This window comes from Corynebacterium suranareeae (assembly GCF_002355155.1).
GTDB classification, from domain to species: Bacteria; Actinomycetota; Actinomycetes; order Mycobacteriales; family Mycobacteriaceae; genus Corynebacterium; species Corynebacterium suranareeae.
Genome location: NZ_AP017369.1, coordinates 1,456,193 through 1,475,472 on the forward strand (window position 1 = coordinate 1,456,193; position 19,280 = coordinate 1,475,472).

General features: G+C 51.3%; 17 protein-coding genes. 14 read left to right on the forward strand and 3 right to left on the reverse strand.

Features of this window, described 5'->3' with window-relative positions; genetic code table 11:
* Positions 1-55: 55 nt before the first annotated feature.
* Positions 56-769: a 3'-5' exonuclease gene (locus N24_RS06905; protein WP_096455527.1), complete on the reverse strand. Its 714-nt coding sequence runs from the start codon at positions 767-769 to the stop codon at positions 56-58.
* Between the two features lie 125 nt (positions 770-894).
* Here N24_RS06905 and ligA point away from each other — a divergent pair, with 125 nt between their 5' ends.
* Positions 895-2,937: an NAD-dependent DNA ligase LigA gene (ligA, locus tag N24_RS06910; RefSeq protein WP_096455529.1), complete on the forward strand. Its 2,043-nt coding sequence runs from the start codon at positions 895-897 to the stop codon at positions 2,935-2,937.
* Positions 2,938-3,497: 560 nt separating this feature from the next.
* Here ligA and N24_RS06915 read toward each other — a convergent pair.
* Positions 3,498-4,172, reverse strand: a complete 675-nt coding sequence (locus N24_RS06915; protein WP_096455531.1) for an ACT domain-containing protein — start codon at positions 4,170-4,172, stop codon at positions 3,498-3,500.
* 221 nt (positions 4,173-4,393) lie between these two features.
* Here N24_RS06915 and gatC point away from each other — a divergent pair, with 221 nt between their 5' ends.
* The 3 genes from gatC to N24_RS06930 all read left to right on the forward strand — a co-directional run bounded on the left by gatC (position 4,394) and on the right by N24_RS06930 (position 7,180).
* The gene (gene gatC, locus N24_RS06920) at positions 4,394-4,693 is read left to right on the forward strand and encodes an Asp-tRNA(Asn)/Glu-tRNA(Gln) amidotransferase subunit GatC (RefSeq protein WP_096455533.1); all 300 of its coding nucleotides are present in this window, start codon (positions 4,394-4,396) and stop codon (positions 4,691-4,693) included.
* Positions 4,694-4,698: 5 nt separating this feature from the next.
* The gene (gene gatA / locus N24_RS06925; protein ID WP_096455535.1) at positions 4,699-6,192 is read left to right on the forward strand and encodes an Asp-tRNA(Asn)/Glu-tRNA(Gln) amidotransferase subunit GatA; all 1,494 of its coding nucleotides are present in this window, start codon (positions 4,699-4,701) and stop codon (positions 6,190-6,192) included.
* Positions 6,193-6,322: 130 nt separating this feature from the next.
* Positions 6,323-7,180 carry a siderophore-interacting protein gene (locus N24_RS06930; protein WP_096455537.1) on the forward strand — a complete coding sequence of 286 codons (858 nt, stop codon included), beginning with the start codon at positions 6,323-6,325 and terminating at the stop codon, positions 7,178-7,180.
* Between the two features lie 357 nt (positions 7,181-7,537).
* On the opposite strand, the gene N24_RS06935 is transcribed toward N24_RS06930, so the two are convergent.
* Entirely contained in the window at positions 7,538-7,858 is a 321-nt protein-coding gene (locus tag N24_RS06935; protein WP_096459879.1) for a hypothetical protein, read from the reverse strand.
* 277 nt (positions 7,859-8,135) lie between these two features.
* Here N24_RS06935 and N24_RS06940 point away from each other — a divergent pair, with 277 nt between their 5' ends.
* From N24_RS06940 to gatB, 10 genes are all read left to right on the forward strand, one after another.
* A complete protein-coding gene (locus N24_RS06940; RefSeq protein ID WP_167382051.1) occupies positions 8,136-9,167 on the forward strand; it encodes a 6-phosphofructokinase in 1,032 nt (343 codons plus the stop codon).
* Positions 9,168-9,618: 451 nt separating this feature from the next.
* The gene (locus N24_RS06945) at positions 9,619-10,686 is read left to right on the forward strand and encodes a LacI family DNA-binding transcriptional regulator (RefSeq protein ID WP_096455541.1); all 1,068 of its coding nucleotides are present in this window, start codon (positions 9,619-9,621) and stop codon (positions 10,684-10,686) included.
* A complete protein-coding gene (locus N24_RS06950) occupies positions 10,679-12,253 on the forward strand; it encodes a sugar ABC transporter ATP-binding protein (RefSeq protein WP_096455543.1) in 1,575 nt (524 codons plus the stop codon). The genes N24_RS06945 and N24_RS06950 overlap by 8 nt, the downstream gene beginning before the upstream one ends.
* Positions 12,250-13,224 (forward strand): ABC transporter permease, encoded by a 975-nt coding sequence (locus N24_RS06955; RefSeq protein ID WP_231910919.1) that lies wholly within the window; start codon positions 12,250-12,252, stop codon positions 13,222-13,224. Before N24_RS06950 ends, N24_RS06955 begins: the two co-directional genes overlap by 4 nt.
* Before the next feature lie 22 nt (positions 13,225-13,246).
* Entirely contained in the window at positions 13,247-14,179 is a 933-nt protein-coding gene (locus N24_RS06960; protein WP_096455545.1) for a D-ribose ABC transporter substrate-binding protein, read from the forward strand.
* Positions 14,180-14,185: 6 nt separating this feature from the next.
* A complete protein-coding gene (rbsD, locus tag N24_RS06965; protein ID WP_096455547.1) occupies positions 14,186-14,557 on the forward strand; it encodes a D-ribose pyranase in 372 nt (123 codons plus the stop codon).
* A 153-nt stretch (positions 14,558-14,710) separates the two neighbouring features.
* Positions 14,711-15,349 (forward strand): GNAT family N-acetyltransferase, encoded by a 639-nt coding sequence (locus tag N24_RS06970; protein WP_096455549.1) that lies wholly within the window; start codon positions 14,711-14,713, stop codon positions 15,347-15,349.
* A 248-nt stretch (positions 15,350-15,597) separates the two neighbouring features.
* A complete protein-coding gene (locus tag N24_RS06975; protein ID WP_096459887.1) occupies positions 15,598-16,554 on the forward strand; it encodes an iron-siderophore ABC transporter substrate-binding protein in 957 nt (318 codons plus the stop codon).
* 84 nt (positions 16,555-16,638) lie between these two features.
* Positions 16,639-17,619 carry a bile acid:sodium symporter family protein gene (locus tag N24_RS06980; RefSeq protein WP_096455551.1) on the forward strand — a complete coding sequence of 327 codons (981 nt, stop codon included), beginning with the start codon at positions 16,639-16,641 and terminating at the stop codon, positions 17,617-17,619.
* Positions 17,620-17,764: 145 nt separating this feature from the next.
* On the forward strand, positions 17,765-19,270 hold the full coding sequence (gene gatB, locus N24_RS06985) for an Asp-tRNA(Asn)/Glu-tRNA(Gln) amidotransferase subunit GatB (RefSeq protein WP_096455553.1): 1,506 nt from the start codon (positions 17,765-17,767) through the stop codon (positions 19,268-19,270).
* Positions 19,271-19,280: the final 10 nt, after the last annotated feature.

Consider the following 19,280-nt stretch of genomic DNA (forward strand, 5'->3'; position numbering starts at 1 on the left):
TATTCTTTCACGCGCAACGGCGACTAAAAAGATCAAATGGATTATTTAAGGGGTTTTAAGCATTCGGTTCAGTTTGAACCGGCCACGCAGTGTTGACATCTGATGGGTCTCGTCCTTGGCCCACAAGGTAGCTTTGAAGGCTTTTTTGTTGCTCGTAATACTTTACCGCTTGAAATTCCATGAGCTCCTCACCGCTCATTTTGGTAAGTTCTGGCCAGATACGTGCTTGTTTCCACGCGATACGTGCTGCTGCTAAAGCATCTGACGTGGCTTCGTGGGCATTGCCTAATTGGACGTCATAATGCGCACACATCTCAGTCAAGGTGCGCTTACCCTTCCGGTAGCGGTCCTTTACTTTGTCGATGACAAAAGGATCATAAACAAGGCCGTCAATGGTAAAGCTTGGATCATGATTTCTTAAAACAGTCAGATCATAAGAGGCATTAAACACAATCACCGCTAATCCAGCTTTCCAACCCTCTCTTAGTCTGGTGATGGTTTCCGCTAACACCTCATCATGTGGCTTGCCATTTTCACGAGCGTGTTCTGTAGTGATGCCGTGCACTGCTGTTGCGGCTTCAGGGATTTCAACGCCAGGATCAGCCAACAGCTCTATTGGTTCTGCACCATTTTTGGTGATGGTGACCATAGCGGACGTAACGATACGAGCCTTAAAGGGATCAACCCCCGTTGTCTCCAAATCGAAGGAGAGCATTTTCGAGGCATTAAAACTAGGGATCGAAGGAGTGGAGTTGCTTTGTGAGTTCATGGTTCCTAACCCTAATAGCTGTATGGGACACCGGGTGCCCCCGGGCAGCTAATTAGCAGGTCTGCGCCCATTTATCGAGGCAGTGAAAGCGGTGATGTCCACCCCAAGGGTTAGAATCGGGAACCGTGACTGAAGATAATGCTCAATTGCGTAGAACATGGAATGATCTGGCGGAAAAGGTTCGTTACCACCGAGATCGTTACTACAACGAACAGCCAGAAATCCCTGATGCTGATTTTGACGCGCTTTTTAAACAACTTCAGCAGTTGGAAGAAGACCATCCTGAGCTCGCCGTCCCAGACAGCCCCACAATGGTTGTGGGTGCGCCGGTGGCAGCACAATCAAGCTTTGACAATGTTGAGCACCTGGAAAGAATGCTCAGCTTGGATAATGTTTTTGATGAGCAAGAATTGCGGGATTGGTTGGGCAGAACCCCGGCCAAGCAGTACCTCACTGAGCTGAAGATTGACGGTCTGTCGATTGACTTGGTGTACCGAAATGGCCAGTTAGAACGCGCAGCTACTCGCGGTGACGGCCGGGTAGGTGAGGACATTACGGTTAATGCCCGGGTGATTGAGGATATTCCGCATCAGCTTCAAGGAACTGAAGAATACCCAGTGCCTGCCGTGCTTGAAATTCGCGGTGAAGTGTTTATTACTGTGGAGGATTTTCCCGAGGTCAATGCGCAGCGTATTGCAGATGGCGGCAAGCCGTTTGCTAACCCCCGAAACGCTGCTGCTGGTTCGCTGCGTCAAAAAAACGTTGAGGACGTCAAAAAGCGGCGCCTGCGCATGATCAGCCACGGCATTGGGTACACCGAGGGTTTTAGTCCTGCTTCACAGCATGATGCCTATTTGGCGTTGGCGGCCTGGGGTTTGCCCACCTCGCCGTACACAGAGGCGGTGACTGATCCAGAAGAAGTAGTGAAAAAGGTCAAGTATTGGGCAGATCACCGCCATGACGCACTCCATGAGATGGACGGGCTGGTGATTAAAGTTGATGACATTGCCTCACAGCGTGCACTAGGTTCCACCAGCCGTGCACCACGGTGGGCGATTGCTTATAAGTACCCTCCTGAGGAAGTCACTACAAAACTGTTGGATATCCAGGTCGGTGTTGGTCGAACTGGCCGTGTGACTCCATTCGCCGTCATGGAGCCTGTTCTTGTCGCAGGTTCAACTGTGTCAATGGCAACGCTGCATAACCAGAGCGAAGTGAAGCGCAAAGGCGTGCTGATCGGTGACACTGTGGTCATCCGTAAAGCAGGCGAAGTAATCCCGGAAGTTCTAGGTCCTGTTGTAGAGCTTCGTGATGGCACCGAGCGGGAGTATATTTTCCCCACTCTGTGTCCGGAATGCGGCACCCGTCTTGCCCCAGCAAAGGCTGATGATGTGGATTGGCGTTGCCCTAACATGCAAAGCTGCCCAGGTCAGCTGTCCACACGGTTGACCTACCTTGCTGGTCGTGGCGCTTTTGACATTGAGGCACTCGGTGAAAAGGGCGCCGAGGATCTTATACGCACCGGCATTTTGGTCGATGAATCCGGTCTTTTTGACCTCACCGAGGACGACCTTCTGCGCTCAAATGTCTACACAACCAACGCAGGCAAAGTAAACGCAAGCGGTAAGAAACTCTTGGACAACCTCCAAAAATCTAAAGAGACAGATCTCTGGCGAGTGCTTGTTGCACTGTCCATCAGGCACGTAGGCCCCACCGCAGCGCGCGCCCTTGCAGGTCGCTACCACTCCATCCAGGCGCTTATCGACGCCCCCCTCGAGGAACTCTCCGAAACCGACGGTGTGGGCACGATTATTGCCCAATCTTTCAAAGACTGGTTTGAGGTCGATTGGCATCAAGCGATTGTCGATAAATGGGCAGCCGCAGGTGTCACAATGGAAGAAGAAGTAGGGGAGAAAGCCGAGCAAACCCTTGAGGGACTTACCATTGTGGTTACCGGTGGGCTAGAAGGATTTACTAGAGATTCAGTCAAGGAAGCCATTATTTCCCGTGGCGGAAAAGCGTCTGGTTCAGTCTCTAAAAAGACTGACTACGTTGTCGTAGGCGAAAATGCAGGCTCCAAGGCCACCAAAGCAGAAGAGCTTGGATTGCGCATTCTGGACGAAGAAGGATTTGTCCGACTACTTAACACTGGATCTGCAGATGAGTAAGTAGAAGTTTCTACACGTCCTGGACCACAAAAACACACTGCCCAAAGAATCTAAAAAATGATTCTTTGGGCAGTGTTTTTTAGTGGTCCGGCAGTCACATTTTTAGGGCCGACTGGGGTCAATCCCACCCGAAGAAGATCATATTGGCTCTCTGACCAGTGCAGATTTTTGGGTAGGGGAGAATTTCGGCACTAGTTCGCCAAACACTGATGCCTTGAACATGCGCGTGAGCGTTTATCGCTTGTTTAAGCCCTCGAGTTTTACTGAATGAACTTGGGTATGCGCTTGACCTTGAAAACCCGTTAGAAGCGCTTCTGGGGAGGTATGACTTTTCAGGTGTCGCACCAAAATGTGAGAGCGACCAAACCAGGAGACCCAGAATCTTCAAAAACTTAAATGTTGGGTCTCTGTGTTTGGTATTAACAGCGATATACCCAACACAGAGACCCACAAACGTCGAAAACGTGATTTCTGGGTCTCCTGGTTTGGTCTTATGCCGGGTTCAGGGACGCGACTTCTTAAACGCGCATACTTCAGCACTAATTTGACCCAAGTCGGGTTTAGGAAGCTTGTTTCGGAAGCATTGCTCCGATGATGTCGCCAAGCTGTCCCAAGTGCTCGACTTCGCTGGCGAGGAAATCAGGTCCACCTGGTCGACCGATGATTAATGCCAGGCCGTGCTTTCCAATGGGAGCAATGGCAAGGGATGAATCAAGGAGTGTCCAAGTTTCTGGAACCCATGGATCATTTTGTGGGGTCAGCATGCGTGCTTCAGTGAGCTCGATGTTTAGTGGAACAGTTCCATCATCTGCTGGAGCAGCTAAAGAACCGGCAATGCGAGTGATTGAGCCTTTAAGATCAATCACGATTGCCCAGCCAGATGTCATTGTTTTGGGGATGACATCGACCATTTCTTCCATTGCTTTGGTGATGTCGTGGCGCTGGTGGGCGACCGAAGCCAGCATTTGGATCTGACCGCGGCGATCAACGGTTCCGGAGAAAGGTCGGATCGAATCAATTTCGACGCCTTCGACTTCTTCTGCAGCGGTAATGATGGTGTCCGCCATGACGTCACGAGGGATAGAAATCACCAGGTCGTCCATGACGGTGCCGTTGGGGAAGCGCTCGACCACGTCCACTGATTGAATATTGGCCTCTACAATCCCGAGTGCTTCTGCCAACAATGCGAGGCTGCCTGGGGTGTCGGACAACAGGACGCGGATCAGGAATGACATTGAATCGCTTCCTTCTTTTCAATATTCGGACGGATGATTGGTTTCGACAGTACCACCGTATTTTGCCTTCAGGATGAAAACACTGGATTGAAATCCCTGATGGTTGCACCCGCGCCGATGTGTGTCCACCCCGTGCAGTAAGATAAACCAACAGTTACGCCAAGCGCGTAAGTTTAATTTTCTTGTACCCATTGTGACTAGCGAAGAGGATCAGAAACCAAGTGCCTGAGATTTCGCGCGACCAGGTCGCTCACCTTGCCAAACTTTCCAGACTGGCGCTCACTGAGGAAGAACTTGAGCAGTTTGCTGGACAGATCGATGACATTGTCGGATATGTTTCCGCTGTTCAAAACGTCGACGCAGCAGGGGTTGAGCCGATGAGCCACCCGCACAGCATTGCCACCACCATGCGTAAAGATGTGGTGAACAAAACCCTTGATGCGAAGGCTGCTTTGGATCAAGCGCCGGCTGTTGAGGATGGACGTTTTATGGTTCCGCAGATTCTGGGTGAGGGCGACTAACTATTATGACCGACAAGTACCTGGTTGAAGGCTCAGAGAATGAGCTGACCACAAAGACTGCTGCTGAGCTGGCAGGTCTTATTCACTCCCGTGAAGTGACTTCTCGTGAAGTTACTCAAGCGCATCTTGATCGTATCGCTGCTGTTGATGGCGATATCCATGCATTCCTGCACGTTGGGCAGGAAGAGGCGTTGAAGGCGGCTGAGGACGTCGATAAGCGTCTGGACGCTGGGGAGGCACCTGCCTCAGCTTTGGCTGGTGTGCCGCTTGCTTTGAAGGATGTTTTTACAACCACTGATGCGCCGACGACGGCGGCGTCGAAGATGCTTGAGGGCTACATGAGCCCTTATGACGCCACAGTGACCAAGAAGATCCGTGAGGCCGGCATTCCAATTTTGGGTAAGACCAATATGGATGAGTTTGCGATGGGTTCTTCAACTGAGAACTCCGCATACGGCCCAACCCACAACCCGTGGGATCTGGAGCGTACCGCTGGTGGTTCCGGTGGTGGATCGTCTGCTGCTCTTGCTGCAGGTCAAGCGCCACTTGCTATTGGTACTGATACTGGTGGTTCTATCCGCCAGCCAGCTGCGCTGACCAATACCGTTGGTGTTAAGCCAACCTACGGCACCGTGTCCCGTTATGGTTTGATTGCCTGTGCGTCCTCGCTCGACCAGGGTGGCCCAACGGCGCGCACCGTGCTTGATACTGCACTTTTGCATGAGGTTATTGCAGGCCATGACGCTTTCGATGCAACTTCGGTGGATCGCCCGGTTGCCCCTGTTGTCCAGGCTGCGCGTGAAGGCGCAAATGGTGACCTTAAGGGTGTGAAGGTTGGTGTGGTCAAGCAATTTGACCGCGAGGGTTACCAGCCTGGCGTCATGGAGGCATTCCATGCTGCTGTTGATCAATTGCGTTCCCAGGGTGCTGAGATCGTTGAGGTAGATTGCCCTCATTTTGATGATGCGCTCGCTGCCTACTACTTGATTCTTCCTTGTGAAGTGTCGTCAAACCTCGCGCGTTTTGATGGCATGCGTTATGGTCTGCGCGCTGGCGATGATGGAACACGTTCTGCGGATGAGGTCATGGCGTACACCCGTGCGCAAGGATTTGGCCCTGAGGTCAAGCGCCGCATCATCCTTGGTACTTACGCATTGTCTGTTGGCTACTACGACGCGTATTACCTGCAAGCGCAGCGTGTGCGTACCCTAATCGCCCAGGACTTTGCCAAGGCGTATGAAAAGGTCGACATTTTGGTTTCTCCAACCACGCCAACCACGGCGTTTAAGTTGGGGGAGAAGGTCACCGATCCTTTGGAGATGTACAACTTCGACCTGTGCACCTTGCCATTGAACCTCGCTGGTCTTGCTGGTATGTCGTTGCCTTCTGGTTTGGCATCTGATACTGGCTTGCCAGTTGGTTTGCAGCTGATGGCACCTGCTTTCCAGGACGATCGCCTCTACCGCGTCGGTGCAGCATTTGAGGCTGGACGTAAGTAAACGCGCGTTTTTAAAAGAATTGGTCACCTGTGTTTAGGTGGCCAATTTTTTTGCGTGCTTACACGTTGTCGAAATATTTGTTAGGATAGCCTACGTCCATTAAAGATATATCGATAAGAGGTAGAGCGCCATGAGCAACACAGAAGCGCCACGCAAAAAACGCAGCATGAAAGCCAAATCAGCAACCGTTACCGGAATCAAGCAGATTTCCCCCGAACTCATCCGCCTTAGTTTCGATTGCCCTGACATCATTGGTGCTGATCTGGCATTTACCGATCACTACATCAAGATCCTGTTTGTTCCAGAGGGGGCAGACTATTCCTGGCCGTTCGATTTGGCTGAAATTTCAGAGACCAAGCCACGCGACCAGCACCCGGTGCGCCGCACTTACACCTTCCGTACCGTCGATACTGTCGCAGGCACCTTTGATGTAGATTTCGTCGCACACGGTTCAGATGGCCTAGCCGGACCTTGGGCACAGCAAGCCAAAGTGGGCGATACCATCGCATTCGTTGGGCCAGGTGGCGCATGGAAGCCAGAATCAGACTACGAGCACTTTGTTCTAGCCGGCGATGAAGCCGCAGCGCCAGCGATTTTCGCCGGCCTGGAAAACCTCCCCGACGGCACCACGGCCACCGCCTACATCGAGATTTCCTCATCAGAGGCGCGTTTCGACGCCCCCACCAGCGACAACATCGAGGTCGTCTGGGTGCCCCGCGACGGTGCCACACATGGCACTTTGCTTATCGACGCCCTCCGCAACAGCGGGTACCCCTCCAAGAAGACCTCCTGGTTTATCCACGGTGTTGCCGAAATGGTGAAAGAAACCCGCAAATTCCTCTTTGTCGAAGGCGACGTTGAAAAAGAAGATGCATCCATTTCCGGATACTGGCGTCTTGGTATGACTGAGGATCAATGGCAGGCATCCAAGATGGAATTTAATGCCGAAAATGAGGCTGAAGAGCAGGCGTTAGCTAAAGCCAAATAATTAGGACGCAAAACAGCCTCAGGATTGTTCTGCGTTTCTGCAAATCGGGAGTATTCGTGCGCAGGATCGCTGGATAGCCTGCCGGACTGCATGAGACCAAACCAGGAGACCCAGCATTTAAGTTTTTGAAGATTCTGGGTCTCCTGGTTTGGTCGCCCTCATATGTTTGTGCGACATCTAAAAAGTCATACCTCCCCAGAAGCGCTTCTAAGAGGTTTTAGTGGGTTCGTGCAAGTAAACAGTCGTCCGAGAAAACTTGTGGTGTTAAACGGGCAATAAACGCCTCAACCTGATTTTGATCAAAAAGAAGAACGCGGAGCAATCCTTAAACTGTTCCGCGTCCTTTTTGTTTTAACTTTACTGGGAATCTGAGACTGCGTAAGCAATCGCAGCAGCACCGGCAGTAACAGTCAAAACGGCAGGCCATGCACCGATCTTCTTTGCCAGTGGGTGTGACAATCCAAATGCGCCAATGTAGGTTGCCAATAGTCCCGTTGCTACAGCAGGGCCCTTCTTTTCATTCCAGCTCCGCGCAGCCAGTGCGCCGGATGCAGCCAACGGAATGGTGCCAAGTGGACGAATTCCAGATTCCCTTGCTGTGAGCCATCCACCGATCAAACCTGCTGCGACAACAGTTGCAGTGCTGACCTGGGATGCCTTTTTCAATTTCATATCCATGGTGAGCCAGTCTAGATCCAAATTCATTTACTGGGGTTTGAGTGCGCCACTTTTATCGGCATGTAAACGGCGCGTGGAATTGAAATCGCTGTCCGATCAAAAATGTGTATGACACCACATGTCCGTTCGGGCAAAGTATATTTGTTAATAAAAGTGCAGCTCGTGGGATAAAAAGTAGTGGTCAAAGATAGTTTTTCTTCCATGAAACCGAGTTTGTTTAACTATTTTTGAGTGATTGTTCCGGCACGAGTGTTGTGATGGGTTTAATATGGATTACATGCGAATTGCCACTCTCACGTCAGGCGGCGACTGCCCCGGACTAAACGCCGTTATCCGAGGAATCGTCCGCACAGCCAGCAATGAGTTCGGTTCCACCGTCGTGGGTTATCAAGATGGTTGGGAGGGACTGCTTGCCGATCGTCGTGTACAGCTTTATGACGATGAAGATATTGATCGAATCCTGCTTCGCGGTGGCACGATTTTGGGCACGGGACGCCTCCACCCGGATAAATTTAAAGCTGGAATTGATCAGATTAAGGCCAATCTTGAAGATGCAGGCATTGATGCCTTAATTCCAATTGGTGGTGAAGGAACCCTCAAGGGAGCCAAGTGGTTGTCCGATAACGGCATCCCTGTTGTTGGTGTGCCTAAGACGATCGACAATGACGTCAACGGTACCGACTTTACTTTCGGTTTCGATACCGCCGTTGCGGTTGCAACTGATGCGGTTGACCGTCTACACACCACCGCGGAATCCCATAACCGTGTGATGATCGTTGAGGTCATGGGCCGTCACGTTGGCTGGATTGCACTACATGCTGGTATGGCCGGCGGTGCTCACTACACCGTGATTCCAGAAGTTCCTTTCGATATTGCAGAAATCTGCAAGGCGATGGAACGTCGCTTCCAAATGGGAGAGAAGTACGGAATTATCGTGGTCGCAGAAGGCGCGTTGCCACGTGAAGGCACCATGGAATTGCGTGAAGGCGAGGTTGACCAGTTTGGCCACAAGACTTTCACGGGCATTGGCCAACAGATCGCCGATGAAGTCCATGCGCGTTTAGGCCATGATGTACGCACCACTGTTCTTGGACATATCCAGCGAGGTGGTACTCCCACAGCTTTCGATCGTGTGCTTGCTACCCGTTATGGTGTGCGTGCTGCTCGAGCATGTCATGAGGGCAACTTCGATAAAGTTGTCGCGCTGAAGGGTGAAAGAGTAGAAATGATTTCTTTCGAAGAAGCGGTGGGAACTTTGAAAGAAGTCCCTTATGAGCGTTGGGTAACGGCTCAGGCAATGTTTAGGTAGTTCCGGGTTCGTTAAATAAACAGCTTCTCATCATTATGTGGTGCGGGAGCTGTTTTTATTTTGCTAGTGGGATATCTGGGTTGACTTCATCTGGCGACCAAGCGGGCGTGTGGATAAGAAATTCTTGGTCAAATATGTCGTTGAACTAGGTGCTTAAATTTGATCTGAGGACCAAGGATGGTGGACACTCTGCCGGTTTTGGTCAAACTTGCATCAAAAAAACCGATGCGAAGATCCCAGCTCTGAATATTCCTGCGAGACCGTGCAGCCACCACTATGCTTAGACTCTTGGGGGAAGTAGTGGCTTGAGTCAAAGTGTTTGTAAACTGTGACCTGGGCGTCTTGACTTGCTTTGGGGATAGGGATAAGTTCAATCTAAACACAATGCAATCGATTGCATTCAGTTCTTTATCCCACAATAGGGGTACCTTTTCAGAAAGGTGGTGAAAAGATGGCTTCCGAAAACCCAATGCCCAAAAAGCGAGCGACCACTCTCAAAGACATTGCCCAGGCAACTCAGCTTTCAGTAAGTACAGTGTCACGGGCATTGGCAAATAACGCAAGCATTCCGGAATCCACACGCACTCGGGTTTTAGAATCGGCTAAGAAGCTGAATTACCGCCCAAATGCGCAGGCTAGAGCTTTAAGGAAATCCCGGACAGACACCATCGGTGTGATCATTCCCAATATCGAGAATCCGTATTTTTCTTCTCTTGCTGCGTCTATCCAAAAGGCTGCTCGTGAGGCCGGAGTGTCAACCATCTTGTCCAACTCGGAGGAGAACCCAGAGCTTCTTGGGCAGACATTGGCGATCATGGATGATCAACGCCTTGACGGAATAATCGTGGTTCCGCACATTCAGTCTGAAGAGCAGGTCACAGATTTAGTAACCAGGGGAGTGCCTGTGGTGCTGGCGGACCGCAGTTTTGCCAATGCTTCCATTCCTTCGGTGACTTCTGATCCTGTTCCAGGCATGACGGAAGCTGTTGATCTGCTTACTGCTGCTGATGTGCAGTTGGGTTATCTTGCAGGGCCTCAAGATACTTCTACTGGTCAGTTGCGTTTGAAAACATTTGAACAGTTGTGTGTTGATCGGGGCATCGTCGGGGCATCCGTGTATTACGGCGGTTACCGGCAAGAATCTGGCTATGAGGGCATCAAGGTGTTGATCAGTCAGGGCGCAAACGCCATCATTGCTGGTGACTCCATGATGACTATTGGTGCGCTTTTAGCAATTCATGAGATGGATTTGAAGATCGGCGAGGATGTTCAGCTGATCGGTTTTGATAACAACCCGATTTTCCGGTTGCAGAATCCACCTCTCAGCATCATTGATCAGCATGTCCAGGAGATGGGACGGGTTGCTTTTGAGATTTTGCAAAAGTTAATCGCAGGCGACACCAAACAAGAGTCAGTGGTGATACCGACTCGTCTTAACATTCATGGGTCTACTGCGGTGTCACAAAAAGCAGCTGAGTCCGCAGCACGGAAAAAGAAAAAGGGTGGTGCTGATGAGTGATTCTGAGACCCTTTTGCACAAAGATGATCCAGCACCTGTTCTTCAGTTGGATAAAGTGTCCAAATCTTTTGGACCAGTCAATGTGATTAACCAAGTCAGTATTGATGTGCGACCTGGGCGTGTGTTGGCGCTATTGGGTGAAAATGGTGCTGGAAAGTCCACGTTGATCAAGATGATGTCGGGTGTGTATCAGCCTGATGGTGGTCAGATCTTGGTGGATGGAAAGCCGACAACATTGCCCGATACCAGGACGGCGGAGTCTTTAGGTATCGCAACGATTCACCAAGAACTGAATTTGGTGCCCACCATGACTGTGGCGGAAAACGTCATGTTGGGTCGCACGCCCAGAAAATGGGGTTTGGTTAATTTCAAGCATTTGCGCAGGCAAGCGCAGGCTGCTTTGGATCTTATTGGTGTGGATGTGGATCTAAATGCCCAGGTGGGTTCTTTAGGTATTGCTCGCCAGCAGATGGTGGAGATCGCCAAAGCGTTGTCTATGAATGCGCGGATCTTGATTCTGGATGAACCCACGGCGGCTCTGACTGGCAGGGAAATTGATCAGCTTTTCAAAGTGGTGGACCAGCTGAAGGAAAAAGGCGTGGCCATGGTGTTTATTTCGCACCACTTGGATGAGATCGCACGCATCGGAGATACCGTGTCGGTGTTGCGAGATGGCCAGTTTATTGCAGAGCTTCCAGCGGATACTGATGAAGATGAGTTGGTGCGCCTTATGGTTGGGCGCAGCATTGAAAATCAATATCCGCGCAGTGCTCCAGAGATCGGGCCACCGTTGCTAGAGGTAAAAAACTTAAGTGCAGAAGGCCGATTCACCGATATTTCACTCACCGTTCGTGCGGGTGAAGTAGTAGGACTCGCAGGGCTTGTGGGTGCTGGCCGGACTGAAGTTGTGCGTTCGATCGCTGGCGTCGACCGTGTTGATTCAGGCGAAGTTATCGTTGCTGGCAAGAGATTGCGTGGCGGTGATATTTCAGAAGCTATCAAAAATGGCATTGGGCACATCCCGGAGGATCGTAAAGCTCAAGGTTTGGTGTTGGATTCTTCTGTGGAAGAGAACTTGGGCCTGGCCACGATGGCTTCTACCGCACGTGCCGGTCTGGTCGATCGCTCAGGGCAGCATCGTCGCGCGCAGGAAGTCGCAGATAAACTGCGCATCCGCATGGCAAACATCAAGCAGCCCATTCGCGATTTATCGGGCGGCAATCAGCAAAAGGCCGTGTTTGGCCGCTGGGTGCTTGCAGGTTCCAACGTTTTGCTTCTCGACGAACCCACCCGTGGCGTTGATGTCGGTGCGAAGGTTGAGATCTACAACATCATCAATGAGATCACCGAAAAAGGTGGCGCTGTACTTATGGTGTCATCTGAACTACCAGAGGTTTTAGGCATGGCAGATCGAATATTGGTGATGTCGGGTGGCCGAATCGCAGGTGAACTTCCAGCAGAAGGCACAACTCAAGATGATGTCATGGCGTTGGCGGTCTCTCAGGTCGATGATTCCATCACGGACGAAGCAGCAGCAGAAATCGAGAACTTAAAGGAGGACCGTTGAGTACCGCAGTAGTTACTCAAAAGAAGTCCACAACTGCATCCAAGATCGGACATTGGATGCTCGACAACGGTGCGTTGGTGGGATTGATAGCACTGTGCATTGGGCTTTTTATCGCAACGCCACACTTTTTGACAGTTCCGAACCTGATAAATATCGGCATTCAATCAGCTACCGTGGCAATTTTGGCGTTCGGCATGACCTTTGTCATTGTCACCGCAGGCATTGATTTGTCTGTTGGTTCAGTGGCAGCGCTTGGTGCAATGACCTCGGCGTATTTCTTTGCTGAGGTGGGCTTGCCAGGGTGGATCACACTCCTTATTGGTTTGTTCATTGGATTATTAGCCGGTGCGATCTCTGGCATTTCCATTGCATATGGCAAGCTACCAGCGTTTATTGCCACGTTGGCCATGATGTCGATTGCCCGTGGTGTGACTTTGGTGATTTCCCAAGGCTCACCGATTCCTAGTGCGCCAGCTGTTAATGCTTTGGGTCGCACATACTTTGGCATCCCGATGCCAATCCTCATGATGGCTCTGGCAGGCATTGTGTGTTGGTTTATTTTAAGTCGCACTGTGCTGGGTCGATCCATGTATGCCATTGGCGGAAACATGGAAGCGGCACGCTTGTCCGGCCTGCCGGTGAAAAAGATCCTGGTCATGGTCTACGCGCTGGCTGGCGTGTATGCGGCACTAGCGGGTCTGGTCATGACGGGACGGTTGTCCTCGGCACAACCACAGGCCGGTGTGGGATATGAACTTGATGCTATCGCTGCTGTGGTTATCGGCGGTGCATCACTTGCTGGTGGAACAGGTAAAGCCACCGGCACGTTGATCGGTGCCATTTTGTTGGCGGTGATTCGAAATGGTTTGAACATTTTGAACGTGTCGTCATTTTGGCAACAGATTGTCATCGGCTGTGTCATCGCACTTGCGGTGGGCTTTGATGTCATTCGAAACAAAACCTCTAAATAATTGTTGAAAGGAATTTCTTCCGATGTACGCTCGTAAACTTATTGCACTATCTGCATCTGCTGTTCTAGCTCTCAGCCTGACTGCGTGTAACCGTGAATCCTCTGACACCACTGCTGCTGATGGGTCAGTCACCCTCGCGCTGTCAACCCAAACCAACCCGTTTTTTGTGCAGCTTCGTGATGGTGCTCAGGAAAAAGCTGATGAATTAGGGGTTACCCTCAATATTCAAGATGCCTCCGATGATGCCGCGACTCAGTCCAACCAGCTCAACAACGCTATTACCACTGGTGCAGGTGTGGTCATTGTGAACCCAACAGATTCTGATGCTGTTGTGCCATCTGTTGAGGCGCTGAACCAAGCTGATATTCCAGTTGTGGCAGTAGACCGTTCCTCAAATGGCGGCGAGGTGGCATCCTTCGTTGCATCTGACAACGTTGCTGGTGGTGCCCAGGCTGCAGCGGCTTTGGCTGAAGCAATTGGCGGTGAAGGTGAGATCATCATGCTTCAAGGTATTGCCGGTTCTTCTGCTTCACGTGATCGCGGTAAAGGATTTGAAGAAGAGATCGCAAAGCATGAAGGCATCACCATTGCAGCGAAGCAGACGGCAAACTTTGACCGCGGTGAGGGCCTCGATGTTGCCACCAACCTGTTGCAGGCACATCCCAATGTGAAGGCGATCTTTGCTGAAAACGATGAGATGGCACTAGGTGCAATTGAGGCATTGGGTGCTCGTGCTGGTGAAGATGTTATTGTTGTTGGCTTCGATGGCACCGATGATGGGCTAGCAGCAGTTGAAGATGGCCGTATGCTTGCCACCATTGCACAGCAGCCAGAAGAACTTGGCGCAAAGGCAGTTGAAGAGGCAGCGAAATTGCTGCGCGGTGAAGATGCTGAAGCAGAAGTTCCAGTTGAGGTTGTTACCGTCAAGCTGGATAACGTTGCGGACTTCAAGTAGACCAAGATGAAAAAGTCTGGCTTATTAAACCCTGAGCTGTGTTATGCCATCGCACGGCTTGGACACACGGACACTTGGGCTGTGGCGGATTGTGGTCTGCCCATCCCAGACCATGTAGAAGTCATTGATTTGGCGTTGGTGTTTGGCATCCCAAGTTTCGAGCAGGTCATTGCAGCGTTGAAGCCAGAAGTGGTTGTTCAAGGCGCTGCGATCGCAGATGAAACACCCGAACATATCCGCGAAATTTTAGGTTTGCCCTGCGAGGAGATTACGCATGAGGAACTTAAAAACAGAATTGCGGATTGCTCTTTTGTGGTTCGAACAGGGGAGACCACGCCGTATGCCAATGTGATCTTCACATCCGGCGTAGCCTTCTAGGAAAAGTGTCGGTTTTTGTGCACCGTTTTTGTTGCGCCCCAAGCGCGACAAAAGGGGTGCATTTAAGCGTCGAAAAGCAATGAATTTAATAGTTTTAAGCTGTGTTTTCTCCGAAAATAGGACAAAACGGGTTTCTGTGACTATATTCATCTCATGCAGTTCGCACAAAACCCGCGTCTGGCGAACGACGCGGTGATCTTAGAACCACTGTCACATCAGTGGACTCGGGATCTCCAGGAAGCTGTCGCCTCACAAGAATTGTGGCGCCATTGGTTCGTCGCTCTACCCACTCCAGAGGGCATGGCGGAGGAAATTGACCGTCGCCTAGCCGAACATGCAGACGGACTGTGTGCGCCTTGGGCAATCATTTCCGCTGCAACCGGTCGTGCTGTTGGTATGACCGCATTTCATACTCTTGATCACGCGAATAGACGCCTGGAAATTGGTCGCACATGGATGGCTGCCCATGTGCATGGAACAGGCATTAATCCGTCAGTGAAATACCTGCAGCTTGAACGCGCTTTTGAAACGCTGGGCGTTAATGCTGTGGAATTTCGCACCAACTGGCACAACCATCGCTCCCGGGCTGCCATTGAGCGCCTCGGCGCAAAGCAGGACGGCGTGTTGCGCAAGCATCGCATTCATCCGGACGGCACGGTGCGCGACACGGTCATCTATTCCATCACCAATGACGAATGGCCTGCGGTCAAGCTCACGCTGATGGAGCGGCTGCAGCGCCGCTTGCAGGTTCCAACCATCCCCAACGAGGCATCGCTTTTCGACGCCAGCTAGCCCCTTTGTTCACCCATACCGACGCTTACAGTGAATTTTCAATTCTCCTGTGTGGCGTCGGTTTTATTTTTGTTGTGGGGTTGGGGTTCTTTTTGGTGGCTGATCCCAGTATCCTCAAAGCGATTAGGTAAGGTTTGCATAATCTTTTGACCTTTGTGTGCGATACAACTGCGAGAGGACAGTCACCAGTGAAATTAAGAAGTAAAAACCTATTTAGGTCAGTGGCATCGATTGTGGCAGTGGCAGGCATGGCGTTAGGTGTTGCCAGCTGCTCATCCACAGACTCGTCCAGTGATGCCAGCACCGACGCAGCGAATTCTGCCGATGGCGCTTTCCCAGTTTCCATCTCCACCAAATTTGGTGATATCACCATCGAGAGCCAGCCCGAGCGCGTCGTTGCACTGGGTTGGGGAGACGCTGAGGCGGCACTTGAGTTTGGAGTGCAGCCCGTGGGAGCATCCGACTGGCTTGCCTTCGGCGGTGAGGGAGTAGGTCCGTGGATTGAATCAGGTGCCTATGATGAAGCACCAGAAATCATCGGAACCATGGAACCAGAATTTGAAAAAATCGCCGCACTGGAACCAGACCTGATTCTTGATGTGCGCAGCTCCGGCGATCAAGAGCGATACGACAAACTGTCTTCTATCGCTCCAACCATTGGTGTGCCTGAAGGCGGGGACAGCTACCTTACTCCCAGAAGCCAGCAAGTCAGCATGATTGCCACCGCTCTAGGCCAGGCAGAACGTGGCGAAGAGGTCAATGCGGAATACGAGCAGCTCACCGCTGACATCCGCGAAGCACATCCAGATTGGTCTGAAAAGACAGCAGCGGCAGTATCTGCTACTGCAACCAGCTGGGGTGCTTACATCAAGGGATCAAACCGCGTTGATACTTTGCTGGACCTTGGCTTCCAGGAAAACCCAGAATTGGCAGCACAGGATCCAGGCGATACTGGATTTTCCCTTGATTTGGGTGAAGAAACATTCACTGTTGTTGATTCTGATCTTGTTGTTGGTTTTGCCATCGGCATGACACCAGAAGAAATGGCCGAAAAGCTTCCTTGGCAGATGTTAGAGGCAACTCGTGATGGACGCTCATTTGTGATGCCTCGTGAAATTTCAAGCGCCTTTTCTTTGGGATCTCCTCAGTCCACCCGTTTCGCGTTAGAGCAGTTGGTCCCGCTTTTGGAAAAACACACTAGCTAGAGTTTGTGTATGGCCAGTGATTTGAGACAAAATGATTTAATTGTCTCAGTAGTTGGGACATTTTAATGTGAAGAATGGGAGCTCATGAGTACGCAAGTTGAACTCAAAACACCAAAATCAGAAGATCGTGCAGCATATATCGCGGCACTAGGCTTCCCGATCCTGGTGATCATCGGTGGAATAATCGGGTTTACTGCATCGGATGTAGTTCTCAATATTTCATCCTGGGTGAACCCACTGCTGGGAGTCATCATGTTCGCCATGGGATTAACCCTGAAGCCTGTTGACTTTGCCCTGGTTGCTAAACGCCCACTGCCAGTTCTAATTGGTGTGGTAGCGCAGTTTGTTATCATGCCGCTCACCGCTCTGTTTGTTGTCTGGATCCTTCAACTGCCTGCAGAAATCGCAGCTGGTGTGATTTTGGTTGGTTGCGCACCTGGCGGCACATCATCCAATGTGGTTTCCTACCTTGCTCGTGGCGATGTAGCTCTGTCTGTCACCATGACATCTATCTCCACACTGCTTGCCCCCATCTTCACTCCATTGCTGACACTGTGGCTGGCAGGGCAGTACATGCCTCTTAATGCTGCAGACATGGCCGTTTCAATTGTTCAAGTTGTGCTGATCCCAGTTATCGGTGGACTTGTTGTGCGTCTGATTTTCCCGAAGCTCATCGGCAAACTTTTGCCATTGCTGCCATGGATTTCTGTAGTTGCAATTTCCATGATCGTTGCCATCGTGGTCGCAGGATCTAGAGACAAGATCGTCGAAGCCGGATTGCTAGTCCTTGCCGCTGTGATCATTCACAACACTTTGGGTTACAGCCTTGGATACCTTGCTGCAAAGTTCACTGGTCAACCTGCAGCCGCACGACGTACCACTGCAATTGAAGTAGGCATGCAAAACTCTGGCCTGGCGGCCGGACTGGCAGCACAGTACATGTCACCGATGTCTGCGTTGCCAGGTGCTATTTTCTCAGTCTGGCACAACCTGTCAGGTGCGCTTCTTGCCGCACTGTGCCGTGCCTCTGATAAAAGAGCAGCGCAAAAAGAAGTAGCTGATTAACCACACCTGCTTTATTACCCACCTGGATTTCGTTTGGAGTTTGTGCGAAATGCAGGTGGGTTTTTGTATGGGAAATTTTTGGGTGAATTTTTCGGTGCCACCCCATGACAACATGTGCGCACAATGATGACTAGAATAATGACCCATGACTGCAGCCTTTTATGATCTGATGGACTTCGATGAAGTTCTAGAGAAATATGACCCGGTGATGGGACTTGAGGTCCACGTCGAATTGGGCACCGAGACCAAGATGTTCTCCGCGTCTTCTGCGCACTTCGGCGCTGAGCCCAATAGCAATGTCGATCCAGTTTCTTTGGGCCTTCCCGGTGCACTTCCAGTGGTTAACGCCAAAGGTGTGGAGTGGGCAATCAAGATTGGGCTGGCGCTGAACTGCAGCATCGCTGAGTCCTCACGCTTTGCCCGTAAGAACTACTTCTACCCAGATCAGCCAAAGAACTACCAGATCTCCCAGTATGATGAGCCAATCGCGTATGACGGCTACCTGGATGTTGTGCTGGAAGATGGTACTGAGTGGCGTGTGGAAATTGAACGCGCACACATGGAAGAAGACACCGGAAAGCTCACCCACCTGGGTGGTACTTCTGGTCGCATCCACGGCGCAACCGCATCCTTGGTGGACTGCAACCGCGCTGGTATTCCATTGATTGAGATTGTTACCAAGCCAATCGAAGGTGCTGGTGCTCGCGCTCCAGAGATCGCTAAAGCATATGTCTCAGCACTTCGTGATCTGGTTAAGGCACTTGGTGTATCGGATGGTCGTCTGGACCAGGGCTCCATGCGTGTTGATGCCAACCTGTCCCTGCGCCCAGTTGGACAAAAGGAATTTGGCACCCGTACCGAAACCAAGAACATCAACTCACTGAAGTCTGTTGAGCAGGCTATTACCTTTGAGATGCAACGCCAGGCTCAGGTTTTGGATAACGGTGGCGTGATTGATCAGGAAACCCGCCACTACCAGGAAACTGACGGCAGTACCTCCAAGGGTCGTCCAAAGGAAACCGCTGAAGATTACCGCTACTTCAACGATCCTGACCTGCCTCCAGTGATTGCTCCGCGTGAGTGGGTTGAAGAAATCCGCGCAACCCTTCCAGAGCTTCCTTGGGTTCGTCGTGCACGAATCCAGGAAGAGTGGAAGCTTTCCGACGCCGAGATGCGTGACCTCATCAACGCCAACGCTCTCGACCTCATCATTGAGACCGTTGAAGCGGGTACCACTCCGGATGAAGCACGCGCGTGGTGGGTGTCCTACATTTCCCAAAAGGCTAACGAGTCCGGTGTAGAACTGGATGCACTGGGAATTACTCCAGCACACGTTGCTCGCGTTGTGGCATTGGTTTCTGAAGGCAAGCTGACTAACAAGCTGGCACGTCAGGCAATTGACGGTGTTATCGCTGGCGAAGGCGATGTTGACGCAGTTGTCGCAGCACGTGGACTTGAAGTTGTTCGCGATGACGGTGCGATTGAAAAGGCTGTCGATGATGCCTTGGCAGCCAACCCAGATATCGTGGAGAAGTACCGCGCTGGCAACACCAAGGTCACCGGCGCCATCGTGGGTGCTGTGATGAAGGCAACTCGTGGCAAGGCTGATCCTGCTCAGGTGAACCAATTGATTGCTAAGAAGCTAGCGTAATTTTTTTACT

Coding starts and splice junctions, on each gene's coding strand:
- gatB (WP_096455553.1), top strand. CDS start 17,765: ATGACTGCAGCCTTTTATGATCTGATGGACTTCGATGAAGTTCTAGAG.
- N24_RS06940 (WP_167382051.1), top strand. CDS start 8,136: ATGCGAATTGCCACTCTCACGTCAGGCGGCGACTGCCCCGGACTAAAC.
- N24_RS06945 (WP_096455541.1), top strand. CDS start 9,619: ATGGCTTCCGAAAACCCAATGCCCAAAAAGCGAGCGACCACTCTCAAA.
- N24_RS06935 (WP_096459879.1), bottom strand. CDS start 7,858: ATGGATATGAAATTGAAAAAGGCATCCCAGGTCAGCACTGCAACTGTT.
- N24_RS06980 (WP_096455551.1), top strand. CDS start 16,639: ATGAGTACGCAAGTTGAACTCAAAACACCAAAATCAGAAGATCGTGCA.
- N24_RS06905 (WP_096455527.1), bottom strand. CDS start 769: ATGAACTCACAAAGCAACTCCACTCCTTCGATCCCTAGTTTTAATGCC.
- N24_RS06930 (WP_096455537.1), top strand. CDS start 6,323: ATGAGCAACACAGAAGCGCCACGCAAAAAACGCAGCATGAAAGCCAAA.
- N24_RS06915 (WP_096455531.1), bottom strand. CDS start 4,172: ATGTCATTCCTGATCCGCGTCCTGTTGTCCGACACCCCAGGCAGCCTC.
- N24_RS06950 (WP_096455543.1), top strand. CDS start 10,679: ATGAGTGATTCTGAGACCCTTTTGCACAAAGATGATCCAGCACCTGTT.
- rbsD (WP_096455547.1), top strand. CDS start 14,186: ATGAAAAAGTCTGGCTTATTAAACCCTGAGCTGTGTTATGCCATCGCA.
- N24_RS06960 (WP_096455545.1), top strand. CDS start 13,247: ATGTACGCTCGTAAACTTATTGCACTATCTGCATCTGCTGTTCTAGCT.
- N24_RS06970 (WP_096455549.1), top strand. CDS start 14,711: ATGCAGTTCGCACAAAACCCGCGTCTGGCGAACGACGCGGTGATCTTA.
- N24_RS06975 (WP_096459887.1), top strand. CDS start 15,598: ATGGCGTTAGGTGTTGCCAGCTGCTCATCCACAGACTCGTCCAGTGAT.
- gatA (WP_096455535.1), top strand. CDS start 4,699: ATGACCGACAAGTACCTGGTTGAAGGCTCAGAGAATGAGCTGACCACA.